The organism is Acidovorax sp. Root217, assembly GCF_001428645.1.
Classification (GTDB): domain Bacteria; phylum Pseudomonadota; class Gammaproteobacteria; order Burkholderiales; family Burkholderiaceae_C; genus Acidovorax.
The window spans coordinates 563,549-576,395 of record NZ_LMIH01000012.1; the positions used below are offsets into that span (position 1 = coordinate 563,549).

Annotated in this window: 12 protein-coding genes; 5 read left to right on the top strand and 7 right to left on the bottom strand. The window is 67.5% G+C overall.

Annotated features, from left to right (window positions below):
• Positions 1-96: 96 nt before the first annotated feature.
• From ASE31_RS12695 to ASE31_RS12705, 3 genes are read right to left on the bottom strand one after another with little or no spacing between them, the layout of a single operon-like run.
• Entirely contained in the window at positions 97-1,212 is a 1,116-nt protein-coding gene (locus ASE31_RS12695; RefSeq protein ID WP_057201976.1) for an acyl-CoA dehydrogenase family protein, read from the bottom strand.
• Between the two features lie 12 nt (positions 1,213-1,224).
• Positions 1,225-2,406: an acyl-CoA dehydrogenase family protein gene (locus tag ASE31_RS12700; protein ID WP_057201977.1), complete on the bottom strand. Its 1,182-nt coding sequence runs from the start codon at positions 2,404-2,406 to the stop codon at positions 1,225-1,227.
• 46 nt (positions 2,407-2,452) lie between these two features.
• Positions 2,453-3,148, bottom strand: a complete 696-nt coding sequence (locus ASE31_RS12705; RefSeq protein WP_057201978.1) for a YceH family protein — start codon at positions 3,146-3,148, stop codon at positions 2,453-2,455.
• Between the two features lie 24 nt (positions 3,149-3,172).
• Between ASE31_RS12705 and purN the strand changes: the two genes are divergently transcribed.
• Positions 3,173-3,757 (top strand): phosphoribosylglycinamide formyltransferase, encoded by a 585-nt coding sequence (gene purN / locus ASE31_RS12710; protein ID WP_057201979.1) that lies wholly within the window; start codon positions 3,173-3,175, stop codon positions 3,755-3,757.
• 7 nt (positions 3,758-3,764) lie between these two features.
• Here purN and ASE31_RS12715 read toward each other — a convergent pair whose 3' ends face one another.
• From ASE31_RS12715 to ASE31_RS12725, 3 genes are all read right to left on the bottom strand, one after another.
• Positions 3,765-4,319, bottom strand: coding sequence for a hypothetical protein (locus ASE31_RS12715; RefSeq protein ID WP_057201980.1), 555 nt, complete (start codon positions 4,317-4,319; stop codon positions 3,765-3,767).
• A 211-nt stretch (positions 4,320-4,530) separates the two neighbouring features.
• Positions 4,531-5,508, bottom strand: coding sequence for an EF-hand domain-containing protein (xopAW, locus tag ASE31_RS12720; protein ID WP_057201981.1), 978 nt, complete (start codon positions 5,506-5,508; stop codon positions 4,531-4,533).
• A 217-nt stretch (positions 5,509-5,725) separates the two neighbouring features.
• Complete coding sequence (locus ASE31_RS12725) at positions 5,726-5,995, bottom strand: DUF1653 domain-containing protein (protein ID WP_057201982.1); 270 nt, start codon at positions 5,993-5,995, stop codon at positions 5,726-5,728.
• Positions 5,996-6,045: 50 nt separating this feature from the next.
• Between ASE31_RS12725 and ASE31_RS12730 the strand changes: the two genes are divergently transcribed.
• From ASE31_RS12730 to ASE31_RS12740, 3 genes are all read left to right on the top strand, one after another.
• A complete protein-coding gene (locus tag ASE31_RS12730) occupies positions 6,046-7,902 on the top strand; it encodes a M48 family metallopeptidase (RefSeq protein WP_057201983.1) in 1,857 nt (618 codons plus the stop codon).
• Positions 7,903-7,960: 58 nt separating this feature from the next.
• Positions 7,961-9,232, top strand: coding sequence for an RsmB/NOP family class I SAM-dependent RNA methyltransferase (locus ASE31_RS12735; RefSeq protein ID WP_057201984.1), 1,272 nt, complete (start codon positions 7,961-7,963; stop codon positions 9,230-9,232).
• Between the two features lie 310 nt (positions 9,233-9,542).
• Positions 9,543-10,757 (top strand): fatty acid desaturase, encoded by a 1,215-nt coding sequence (locus ASE31_RS12740; protein ID WP_057201985.1) that lies wholly within the window; start codon positions 9,543-9,545, stop codon positions 10,755-10,757.
• Here ASE31_RS12740 and ASE31_RS12745 read toward each other — a convergent pair.
• Positions 10,732-11,157, bottom strand: a complete 426-nt coding sequence (locus tag ASE31_RS12745) for a hypothetical protein (RefSeq protein ID WP_057201986.1) — start codon at positions 11,155-11,157, stop codon at positions 10,732-10,734. The genes ASE31_RS12740 and ASE31_RS12745 overlap by 26 nt on opposite strands.
• Before the next feature lie 153 nt (positions 11,158-11,310).
• Here ASE31_RS12745 and ASE31_RS12750 point away from each other — a divergent pair, with 153 nt between their 5' ends.
• A complete protein-coding gene (locus tag ASE31_RS12750; RefSeq protein ID WP_057201987.1) occupies positions 11,311-12,795 on the top strand; it encodes a PLP-dependent aminotransferase family protein in 1,485 nt (494 codons plus the stop codon).
• The last annotated feature ends 52 nt before the right edge of the window (positions 12,796-12,847 follow it).

Here is a 12,847-nt window from a genome sequence, read left to right on the forward strand (position 1 = left end):
CATCATGGTGTTCTTCTCAGGAAATAAAAAATGCCCGCGGATCGGTCAAATCCACGAGCATGATCGATGGGTGTTACGCCCTTGCGTCAGTTGTTCTCAGGCAAACACGCCGGCCGTGTCCTGCATGCGGGCCGACACTTCACCGAGGTGGTGCAGCGTGTCGCCAAAGGTCATTTCGAGTTGCGTGAGCTTCTTGAAGTAGTGGCTACCGATGTACTCGTCGGTCACGCCGATGCCGCCGTGCAGCTGTACCGACTGCTGGCCCACGAAGCGCATGGACTGGCCCAGTTGCACCTTGGCGCGCGCCATGGCGGCGCGGCGCTCGGCGGCAGGCGCGCCCAGCTTGAGGCTGGCGTAGTAGCTCATCGAGCGGGCCAGTTCGAGCTGCATCTTCATGTCGGCCACGCGGTGGCGCAGCGCCTGGAAGCTCGAGATCAGCACGCCGAACTGCTTGCGCTGGTTCATGTACTCCACCGTGGCGGCCACGGTCTTGTCCATCACGCCCACGGCCTCGGCGCAGGTGGCGGCAATGCCGGTGTCCACGGCCAGTTCCAGCGCGGCCAGGCCGTCGGTGGTCACCAGGGTGGCGGGGGCGTTGGCCAGTTGCACTTCGGCGGCGCGGCTGCCGTCCTGCGTCACGTAGCCCTTGGTGGCCACGCCGCTGGCAGAGCGCTCCACCAGGAACAGCGCGATCTTTCCGTCCAGCTGGGCGGGCACCAGGAAGGCGTCGGCCTGGTCGCCCGCAGCGACGATGCTCTTGGTGCCGGTCACGGTGTGGCCACCGGCGGCTGCCGTGGCCTTGGCATCGCACACATCCAGGCGGTAGCGCGCCTTGCGCTCCTGCTGGGCCAGCACCACCAGGGCTTCGCCGCTGGCAACGCGGGGCAGCCAGGCGCCCTGCACCTCGGCAGTGCCGTACTGCGACAGCACGGCGCTGGCGATGAAGGCCTGGGCGAGGGGCTCGAGCACCATGCCGCGCCCCAGTTCCTCGGCCACCACCATGGCGTCGATGGCGGTCTGGCCCAGGCCGCCGTTGTCTTCAGGCACGGTCAGCGCCGTCAGGCCCAGCTCGGCCAGTTCGGTCCAGGCCTCGCGCGAGAAGCCGCCGGCCTCCACGGCCGCGCGGCGGCGCTCGAAGGTGTAGCCCTTGTCCACCCATTTGCGCACGGCGTCGCGCAGCTGTTCCTGGTCGTCAGAGAAGTCGAAATCCATGTTTTTGTCTCCTTAGCCCAGAACCGTCTGCGCCACGATGTTGCGCTGCACTTCGTTCGAGCCGCCGTAGATGGTGGTCTTGCGCAGGTTGAAGTAGGTCGATGCCAGGGGCGCGTTGGCCACCTCGCCGCCAGGAAAGTCGCCTTGCCAGCCGGCTTCCATGGCCTCTTCAATGAAGGGCAGGGCGAAGGGGCCGGCGGCCAGCATCATCAGTTCGGCGTAGCGCTGCTGGATCTCGCTGCCGCGGATCTTGAGCAGGCCGGCGATGTCGAGCGAGTTTTTGCCCGATTTCTCGGCCGAGAGCACGCGCAGCACCAGCATTTCCAGGGCCACGATGTCCACTTCGAGCAGGGCCACCTGGTCGCGAAAGCGCGCATCGTCCCACAGGCCTTCGGCCTTGGCGATGCGCTTCAAGCGCTCGAGTTCGCGCTTGCTGCGGTTCACGTCGGCGATGTTGGTGCGCTCGTGGCTCAAGAGGTGCTTGGCGTAGGTCCAGCCCTTGTTCTCTTCACCGATCAGGTTCTCGGCCGGCACTTCGACGTTGTCGAAGAACACCTCGTTGACCTCGCACTCGCCGTCGAGCAGCTTGATCGGGCGCACGGTGACACCGGGCGACTTCATGTCCAAAAGCAGGAAGGAGATGCCGGTCTGCGGCTTGCCCTCGGTGCTGGTGCGCACCAGGTTGAACATCCAGTCGCCATACTGGCCCAGCGTGGTCCAGGTCTTTTGGCCGTTGACGATGTACTTGTCGCCCACGCGCTCGGCGCGTGTCTTGACCGAGGCCAGGTCCGAGCCCGAGCCCGGTTCGCTGTAGCCCTGGCTCCACCAGACTTCGCCGCTGGCGATGCCGGGCAGAAAGCGCTTTTGCTGCTCGGCATTGCCGAAGGCCATGATCACCGGGGCCACCATCACGGGGCCGAAGGGGATGATGCGCGGTGCGCCGGCGAGGGCGCACTCTTCTTCGAACAGGTGCTTTTGCACGGCGGTCCAGCCGGGGCCGCCGAACTCCTTGGGCCAGCCAAAGCCGAGCCAGCCCTTCTTGCCCAGTATCTTGGCCCAGCCCTGCAGGTCGTCACGGGTCAGGCGCAAGGCGTTGTGCACCTTGTGGGAAATGGCGGGCGGCAGATTGCTGTGGACCCATGCGCGAACTTCGTCGCGGAAGGCCTGTTCTTCGGGGGTGAATGCGAGATCCATGCGGCTTGTCTCCTGAGAAGTCGTGTTTGTAGCACGGTCGTTCGTTTTATTCCTGTCCGGGTGGCGACATCGCCGGCGCCACCGGCTCGATGCCCAGCTCGGCGCACAGCCGTTCCACCGTGGCGCGCAGACCGGCCACCTCGGTCTCCAGCGCCGCCACACGCGATTGCAGTGCCCCGGTTGCCCCGCCCGTGGCGGGCGCGGCAGCACTGCTGCTGGTGTCCACCGGCCCGCACAGCAGGTGCGTCCAGCGTGGCTCGCGTGCGCCCGGTGCGCGCGGCAGCAACACCACCAGCGGGCCGCCTTTCTCGGCACTGCGCTCCTGCAGCTCGTCCAGGAAGGCCTCGACAGAGGAGATATCGGCAAAGCGGTACCAGCGCTCGGCGTTGATGCGCAGCTCGCCCGCCGTCTGCGGGCCGCGCAGCATCAACAGGCCCAGCAGCACCGCCGATTGCTCGGGCACGCCCACGCCGCGCTGGAAGTTGTGCTCCCAGCGCGTGGTGCGGTTGCCGCTGGTTTCGAATGCCAGGGTCAGCTGGCGCAGGGAGTCGAGGGCCTCCTGCGCCTCGGCGTCGCTCAGCGTCATCACCGGCTCGCGGCTGGTCTTCTGGTTGCAGCCGGTGAGCAGGCCGTTGAGCGACATCGGGTAGCTGTCGGGCACGGTGCGGGCTTTCTCCATCAGCGTGGCCAGCACGCGGGCCTCGTTCGCGGTCAGGGGTCGGTTTGCGGGTTCGAAGGGCATGGCTGGGATAATCCGTGGCAATTTATGAAGAACATCGTGATTTTGATCTCCGGCAGCGGTTCCAACATGGCGGCCATCGTGCGCACCGCGCAACAGGAAGACTGGGCCCGCCGGTACGGCGCCCGGGTGGCGGCCGTGCTGAGCAACAAGGCCGACGCGGCGGGCCTGTCGTTTGCCCGCAGCGAAGGCATCGCCACCGAGGCGCTCGACCACAAGGCCTTCGACAGCCGCGTGGCCTTCGACACCGCGCTCGCGCAGGCCGTCGACCGGTACGAACCCTCCCTGGTGGTGCTGGCCGGCTTCATGCGCATTCTCACCCCGGGGTTCGTGGCGCGCTATGCGGGCCGGCTGATTAACATCCACCCGTCCCTGCTGCCCGCCTTCACGGGCCTGAACACCCACCAGCGCGCGATCGACGCGGGCTGCAAGGTCGCGGGCGTGACGGTGCACCAGGTGACGGACGAATTGGACGTGGGCCCCATCCTGGACCAGGCCGTGGTTCCCGTGCTGCCAGGGGACACGGCCGAGACGCTGGCCACGCGTGTGCAGGCGCAGGAGCATGTGATCTACCCGCGTGCCGTGCGGGCCTTCGTGGCGGCCCTGGCGTAATCCCGGACTACAGGCTGCGCACCACCTGCGCTTCACTGCTGTCCAGCAGATCCTGGGCCAGTGCCGCCTGGTGCGAATCGCTCGGGTGGGCCACCACCACCCATTGGCGCTTGCGCAGCGCTGACCGCACCCGGTTCACGACCCAGACGCGGTCGGGCCGCAGCGCGTTCAGCGCCCCCAGCATGAGGCCGAAGGTGGTACCGAAACCCACGATGGCGAGGAAGGCCAGCAAGGGGTTGTTCAATACGGCGGGTTCATGGGTGGCGATCAGGTAGCCAAACGCCATGAGGCAAAGCACGGTGCCCACCATGCCGGCGATGGCATGGGTACGCACCAGGGTGGTGAACACTCCGTGGGCTTCTGGCTCCAGTGCCCGGCTGAGCAGATCGCGGTTGCGCAGGTCCGCGTGCTGTGGCCCCAGCAGCCGGACCTGGCCGGGCTCCATGCCAGGCAGCCGCAGCAACCGGCGCACGGCAATGTCCGCATCGGCCTCCCGGAGGAAAAATCCGACGACCTTGCTCAGCGACTTTTCGCTGAACATTCCTTGCAATAGATAGTCCATGGTTTGCTCCGTGCCATGCGCACAAGGCGCGAGGCGTGCAGTGCTCCCAGCCTGGACTGGCGGGTCATTTCCGCGTTCAACCCGTGGCAGCATGGGACGTTGTGGGTGATGGCTCCCAAGATAACCCGGGCATAGCGCCCGGGCTGTAGGACAGTGCGGCATGGGGGTGCAAGCCCGTTCCCTGCCCGCCGTTCCCCATGCCTTTCTGTTGTCAGGCCAGCGCGCTCAGCGTGCTGCCGGTGCTCGACCAGGATCCCGCAGCCGCCTCGTACTGGCTGCGTGCGAATTGGGCCAGTTTCATCAGGTCCGTCTTCTGCCCGCTGTCCGTGGTCTGGCCACCGGTATCGGTGTTGCTGACACTGGTGAGCTGGCTGGTCAACTGGTCGATGAAGGAGCGGGCCTCCTCGCTGCTGATACTGCTGTCGCCGTCGGTGTCGATGGTCTTGAACAGTGCCGTGATGGCGTCCGTCTGGGCGGCACCCGCAGCCTGCTCTGCGGCGGACACCACCCCGTCCTCGTTGGTATCGAGCGGGTCGTAGGTGGTGCCGCTGCTGGCCGAGGCCCCGCCGGGACCGCCAGGCCCACCGGGCGGCGGCGGGGGCATGCCGCCCACGGCACCGCCACCGACGTCGCCCGACGGCCGGCCGGCGTCGAATTCGGCCTCCGAAAGGCTGCCGTCGCCGTCCGCGTCGAGCTGGCTGAACAGTTCGTCGCTGCTGACACCCGTCTTGCTGGCCGTGCCGCCGGACATCTTCTCCAGCAAGGCCTGCAGCTCGGTCTGGCTGACTGCGCCGTCGCCATCGCTGTCCACCTTGCCGAACAGGTCGTCGCCAGCCTGGCCTGTGGCACCCGTGCTGCTGCCGCTGTCGCTGCGCGACTGGGCAAAGGCCATGGTCGAGGGCGGTGGGGGCATGGCGCTGTGCATCGTCTTGCCCAGCTCGTCGGCATTGAGGCTGCCGTCCCCGTCGCTGTCGTACTGCTGGACCAGGTCGGCAGCGCTGGCCTGGCTGCTCACGCCGGTCTTCTTGGCCACATCGTCCAGCAGGCCCTGCAGTTCGGTACCGCTCACGCCGCCGCTGCCGTCGGCGTCTATTTTGGCCAGCAGCCGCTCCGGCGAGGGCCCCGGGCGTGGCGCCCGCTGCACACTTGCACTGGACCAGGCACTGCTGACGCTACTGATGCTCGTCATCGTCGTTCCTTCCAAGGGTTGCGGGCTGCGGCCCGTGCTCCCCGAAGTGGCGAACAATGCCGGCAACGGCCCGGATCCCATTCTTCAAAGGCCAGGTCAAGGCGGTTTGTACTGTTTGTGTCCATGGGGACACAATGGCGGCATCCATCTGCCGAACTGGCGGATGATTGCCGGCCAGTTCGGCGTTTTGGCCCCGTGCGGTTGTGCAGGTTGGCGATCAGGCCGGTGCCGACGGTGGGGGCAAAGCCTCGTCGGCGCATTTCTCGAAGCGCGGGCGCATGCGGCCCTCGATCAGCACCTCCTCGGCGAACATGGCCGCCGGGCGTACCCACAGGCCGCGCTGGCCGTACAGTGCGCGGTACAGCGTCATGGGCTCCAGGGTTTCGCTGTGGCGCACGGTGTCGATCACCTCGTACAGCATGCCCTTGTAGTGCCGGTACAGGCCGGGTGGGGTGGGGGTGATTTGGGGCAGGTCGTCGTCGGTCATGTTGGTTAGGATGGCAGGTGGTCAAAAAACAAGGTTGAGGGGGAAATCCAGTGGATCAGGCAGATTTTGTGCACCTGGTGCGCATGAGCGAGCATGCCAGCGCCGACAACAGCCGCCGTTATCGGCTCGGCGTGGCTGCGTTCGCCGCGCTGGGCTATGCCTGGGTGCTCGGTTGCCTGGCCGTGGGGGCCGGCCTGATCGCCTGGGTGATACCGCAGCTGTTCAATGGCCGGTTCCGGCTGGTGCTGGTGTTGGTGCTGCTGGGTGCGGCCAGCCTGCTGTGGGTGAGTATCCGCGCGCTGTGGGTGCGCGTGGACGAGCCCAAGGGCATGGAGATCACCGCGCAGGAGGCCCCCGAGCTGTTCGAGGCGCTCGAGCGCATGCGCCGCAAGATCAAGGGCCCGCCCATCCACCATGTGTACCTGAACGACGAATTCAATGCCAGCATCCAGCAACTGCCCCGCTACGGGCTGCTGGGCGGGGCGGTGAACTACCTGACCATCGGCCTGCCGCTGCTGCTGGCGCTGGACCGGCCGCGCTTTCTGGCCGTGCTCGCGCACGAGTACGGACACCTGCGGGGCGACCATGGCCGTTTTGCGGCCTGGATCTACCGCACCCGGCTGACCTGGATGCGTTTGAACAGCAGCCTCGAAGACGATGAAGGCGCCGTGGCCGTGGCCACCCAGGCCTTCATGCGCTGGTATTTCCCGCGCTTCGTCGCCAAGACCTTTGCGCTGGCGCGCCAGGACGAGTACGAAGCCGATCGCATCGCAGGCCGCCTGCTGGGGCGCGATATCACGGCGGCCGCGCTGATCGAGATCGAGGTGCGCGGAGAATGGCTGCACAGCACCTTCTGGGGTGACCACTGGTGCGCCGCAGCCGGCAATCCCTTGCCGGTGGGGCCTTACCGCGCCATGCGCAAGCGCCTGGCCGAAGTGCCGGATGCGGCCTTTGCCAATGATGCCCTGCGCCAGGCGCTCAAGCGCATCAGCAATGTGGACGATACCCACCCGGGCCTGCGCGACCGCATCGAGTCGCTGGATGCGGTGCCCACCGTGCCTGCCGAGTGGTCGCGCGGCAGTGCGCTGGCCCTGCTGGGCCCCGAGGCCAAGCGCTGGGTGGCGCATTTCGACAAGCAGTGGTGCCGCGACAACGCCAGTGAATGGAAGCGCCACCACGGCTGGCTGGGCCGGGTGCGCGACCGGGCGCAGACCCTGCAGGCGGGCATGCCCCAGGCCAGCGCCGCAGAACTGGTGGAGCTGGCTCGCCTGCAGCGCCACCTGGACCCACGGGCCGACGTGCGCGGCCTCTACGCCACGGCACTGCAGCGCAGCACCGACCACCCCGGTGCCCTGCGCGGCCTGGTGCAGAGCCTGCCCGCCGACGACCGCGAGGGCCGCATGGCCCTGCTGCACCGCCTGTGGGAGGCCGGCAGCAGCGACCGCTATTGGACCGCACGCACGGCCCTGGCCGAGCTCGAAACCCCGCGCATTGGCTATGACCACGACGCCACGGCCTTCAAGCAGTGGCGCAAGCGCCTGGAGCGCGCGCAGGAGTCCGAGGAGCGCGCCTGGGAGGAGCTTTCGGGCACCTCGTTCTTCAGCCAGACCACGCGCCACGACCTGAGCCCGTTCGAGCTCGAAGAACTGCAGGCCGAGCTGGTGCGTTATGCCGACGTGGAGCGCTGCTGGCTGGTGCGCAAGAACCTGCGCGAACACCCGCAGCGGCGCGCCTACCTGGTCTTCGTGGACCTGCCCGACCTGGACGACGGCAGCCGCTACCAGCTGTGCCGCGCCATGGAGCGCCAGCTCGGCTTGCCCGGCCCGGCGCTGGTGCTCTGGGCCGGTGAATCGCCCACGCTCAAGGAAATCCAGCGCTCGGCATTCGATCCCGTGTTTACCCGCTGATTGAAGGTAGCTGATGCCGTAAAAGCGGGCGTTGGGGCCACAGTGGGACAATCGGGGGATGCATCCCAAAGTTCTTCTCGACGCCTGTGCCGAACTCGTCAGGCTCACCCTCACTTTTGAACACCCCGCCGACGCGGTGGTCTCGCGCTTTTTCCGTGACAACCGGGGCCTGGGGCCACGCGAACGCGCCACGCTGGCCGAAACGGTCTACACCGTGCTGCGCAAGAAGTTGCTGTTCGACCACATGGCGCCCTCGGGCTCCGGCCCCAAGGAGCGCCGCCTGGCCATTTTGGGCTTTTACGGCCCGCGCGATTTTCTGGAGGGCGCCCTGACCGACCAGGAGCGCAAGTGGCTGGACCAGTGCGATGGCGTCACGGTCGACGACCTGATGGAGCGCCACCGCCACAATTTGCCCGAATGGCTGGTGCAGCCCCTCAAGGACCAGTTGGGCACCGGTTTCTGGCCGCTGGTGGAAAGCCTGTCGAACGCCGCGCCGTTGGACCTGCGCGTCAATGCCCTGCAGGACAAGCGCGCCGATGTGCAAAAGGAATTGGCCAAGGCCGGCATCAAGGCCGTGGCCACGCCCTACTCGCCCTGGGGCCTGCGCATTGACGGCAAGCCGGCGCTGGCTAAGCTCGACGTCTTCACCCGCGGTGCCGTGGAAGTGCAGGACGAAGGCTCGCAGTTGCTGGCCTTGCTGCTCGATGCCAAGCGCGGCGAGATGGTCGTCGATTTCTGTGCCGGAGCGGGCGGCAAGACGCTGGCCATCGGTGCCACCATGCGCAACACCGGTCGCCTGTACGCCTTTGACGTCTCGGGCCACCGGCTCGACGCCCTGAAGCCGCGCCTGGCGCGCAGCGGGCTGTCGAACGTGCACCCGGCCGCCATCGCGCACGAGCGCGACGACCGCATCAAGCGCCTGGCCGGCAAGATCGACCGGGTGCTGGTCGATGCGCCGTGCTCGGGCCTCGGTACCCTGCGCCGCAACCCCGACCTCAAGTGGCGCCAGTCGCCCCAATCGGTCGAAGAGCTCGTGGCCAAGCAAACCGCCATCCTTGCCAGCGCCGCACGCCTGCTCAAATCCGGTGGCCGGCTGGTGTATGCCACCTGCAGCATCCTGCCGCAGGAGAACGAGTCGATTGCCGAGGCCTTCAGTGCCGCCCACCCTGATTTCGTGCCGCTGAATGCAGGCGAAACCCTCGCGCAGCTCAAGGTGGAGGGTGCTGAAAAATTGTGCAGTGGCGGTGCCTTGGGCACTGGTTATCTGCGCCTGTGGCCCCATATCCACAAGACAGACGGGTTCTTTGCTGCGGTCTGGACTAGAAAATAGGCACCCCCTGAGGCGCTTCGCGCCTTCACCCCTCTCTCGACTCGCTGTGCGAGTCGGGAGGGGGACGCCCCCGGCGCGGCGGGGCGGCCCTTGCGCGGGGGCACTGGCTTGGGCCGCGCCAGTTTCGACGGTCTTGGGCGAGTGCTCGTTCTGGCAGAGGGGTTGCCTGGCCTTGTCGTCCAGGCGACGCAGGGGCCAATTCACTCTGGATACTGTGGATAACCTCTAATCAAAAAGAGGGGCCGCGCTTTAAAATCGCTGTACCCGCCATCGCTGGTGGCCGGGTACTTTGTACAAGGTTCTGTTGAATATGCTGTTACCCGACTGGGTTGTACTGAATGCGGCCATCGACTGGCTCGGCCATGGCCTGTGGAATCTCGCCTGGTGGGAGATCGTTCTGTACACGCTGGCCACCACGCACATCACCATTGCGGCGGTCACCATCTTTCTGCACCGTGCCCAGGCCCACCGCTCGGTGGACCTGCACGCGATTCCTTCGCATTTTTTCCGTTTCTGGCTGTGGCTCGGCACCGGCATGGTGACCAAGGAGTGGGTGGCCATCCACCGCAAGCACCACGCCAAGTGTGAGACCGTGGACGACCCGCACAGCCCGCAGACGCGCGGCCTCGATACCGTGATGTGGCGTGGCGCCGAGCTCTACCGCGCGGAGTCGAAGAACCTCGAGACCATGAAGAAGTTTGGCCACGGCACGCCCGATGACTGGATCGAGCGCAACGTCTACACCCGCTTCAGCTGGCAGGGCGTGGGCCTGATGCTGGTGCTCAATCTGGCGCTGTTCGGTGCCGTGGGCGCCGCCGTCTGGGCCGTGCAGATGCTCTGGATCCCGTTCTGGGCCGCCGGTGTGGTCAATGGTGTGGGCCATTATTGGGGCTACCGCAATTTCGAGGCGCAGGACGCCAGCACCAACCTCTCGCCCTGGGGTCTGGTCATCGGTGGCGAAGAGCTGCACAACAACCACCACACCTACCCCACCTCGGCCAAGTTCTCGGTCAAGCCCTACGAGTTCGACATTGGCTGGGCCTACATCAGCCTGATGAAGTCCATCGGCTGGGCCACCGTGAAGAAGGTGCCGCCCAAGCTGCAACGCGGCGACGTGAAGCCCGTGGCCGACGAGAAGACGCTGGAGGCGCTGATCGCCAACCGCTACGAGGTCATGGCCGGCTATGCCCGCGGCGTGCGCCAGGCGTGCAGGGAAGAGATCGCCGCGCTGCAGGCCCGCCAGGCCGACGCCTCGGTGCTCAAGGCCGCCAAGCGCTGGCTGCACCGCGACGCCGAGAAGGTGCCCGCCGGTGCCTTGCCCCAGCTGGCCCAGGTGCGTGCCGCCCATCCGGCCCTGGACAAGATGGTGACCATGCGCGAAGAGCTGCGCCAGCTGTGGCTCAACACCACGCAGTCGCGCGAGCAGCTCACCGCCGACCTGCAGGCCTGGTGCCGCCGGGCCGAAGAGAGCGGCATTGCCGCGCTGCGTGATTTCTCGATCAGCCTGCGGGCTGCGCGCGCCTGACGAGCAGTTTCCTCAGGCTGCGCCAAAGCCGCTGCAGGGCCCCGTGCCCTGGGCGGCTTTTTTCATGGGCCCCCGGTGATTCGGCAGGCTGCGTGAGGTCGGCGCCCGCTGGCATGGTCAGTGTGAGCGCGGCGGGTGACGACCCCTGGGCCTGAACGCCCACCCACATGCCCTGCGGGCTGCGCCAGGCCGCATGGGGTGGCAGGCAGGCCGGAGGCGCGGCACCCAGGTGGCCCGGCGCCGTGCTTTGCAGCAGGGCCGTGCCCGAGAGGCTGCGCAGTTCGCAGCCCGCGTCCAGCCAGACGAGGCGGCCCTGGCCAGCGGCCAGTGGCAGGTGCAGGACCTGCGGCGGGCCGCCGCTGGCCGCGAAGGAGGGGGTGGAGTGGTGGTGCTGTTTCATGCCTCCAGCGTAGGGTGGCAGCCTGCATCGCAACAGGCACAGAAACCGGCTGGGGGATGCAGAGCAGCGGATTGATTTTTGCTCTGTTCTGGTCGGTTTTCGGTAGTCCTGTATCTGTTCTGGTTGGCGGTTCGGGCGCATCATGGGCAGGCCATGCCCGTCACATCCACAGCGAACCTTCCCCTGTACCGCCAACTGGCCGACCACTACCAGCAGGCGGTGGCCCAGGGTGTGCTGCTGCCCGGTGCGCGCATGCCGTCGGTGCGCGAGCTGATGCAGCGCCACGGGGTGAGCCTTTCGACCGCGCTGCAGGCGCTGCGCACCCTGGAGGAGCAGGGTAGCGTGCAGGCGCGCCCCCGGGTCGGCTACTTCGTGCAGGACCCGCAGGTGCACCTGCTGGACCACAGCAGCGAACCCGACCCCTGTTGCCCGGTGCAGCAGATCGATGGCACCCAGTTCGCGGGCATCAACGAACGTATTTCGCTGTGGCTGGAGCAGGGGCGGCGCGCGCAGGTGCGCGTGGACCTGGGGGCCGCCATGCCCGCGCCCGAACTCTTCGACCACCTCACCCTCAACCGGGTGGGCGCCGCGCTGCTGCGCGAGTTTCCCGACGTGCTGGTGCAGGGCCATTCGCGGCCCGGCACGCACCCGCTGTTCCAGGCCGTGATGGCCCGGCAGGCGCTGGAAGTAGGCGTCCACGTGGCGCCACAGGACGTGATGGCCACGCTGGGCAACTCGGATGCGGTGAATCTGGCGCTCGCGGCGGTGACCGAGCGCGGCGATGTGGTGGCGGTGGAATCCCCCACCTTCTATGGCGTGCTGCAGGCCGTGGAAACGCAGAACCTGCGCGCGCTGGAGATCCCCAGCAGCTCGCGCACCGGCATCTCGCTCGATGCGCTGGAGCTGGCCGTGCAGCACGAGCCCCGCCTGAAGGCCGTGGTCGTCGTGCCGCACCTGCAGATGCCCAATGGCGCGCTCATGCCCGACAGCCACAAGGAGCGGCTGGTGGCGTTCTGCCGGCGCCACGGGCTGGCGCTGATCGAGGACGATATCTACCGCGAGCTGGTCGATGTGCCCGAGCTCCAGCGCCCGCTCAAGGCCTGGGGCGAGACGGGCCAGGTGATCTACTGCGTGTCCTTCAACAAGACCCTGGCGCCGGGACTGCGCCAGGGGTGGATGAATGGGGGGTGGTGGCATGACCGCATCCAGATCCTCAAATTCGCCCGCACGCGCAACATGCAGGTCTGGTCCCAGTTGCTGGCGGCACGCACCGTGGGCACTGCCGCGCACGAACGCCACCTGCGCCGCTTTCGCAGTGCGCTGCGGGTGCAGCGCGAGCGCGGCGTGCAGATGGTGGCGCGGCATTTTCCGCAGGGCACGCGCCTGTCCGTGCCGCCCGGCGGGCTCAGCCTGTGGATCGAGCTGCCCGCAGGCGTGTCCTCGTCGCTGCTGTTCGAGCAGGCGCTGGCCCTGGGCATCCGCGTGGCGCCGGGGCCCATCTTCTCCAATTCGGGGCGGTACGAGGGCTTTCTGCGCCTGAGCTGCGGCCTGCCGTTCTCGCCTGAGGTGGAGTGGGCCTACGGCGAACTCGGGCGCCTGCTGCACGGGCAGGTCCGGGCCCTTCGGCAGGCCGCCTGACGGCCTGCTGCGTGCAGCCAAAGAAAAAGCCGCCAGGCAGACTGCCGGGCGG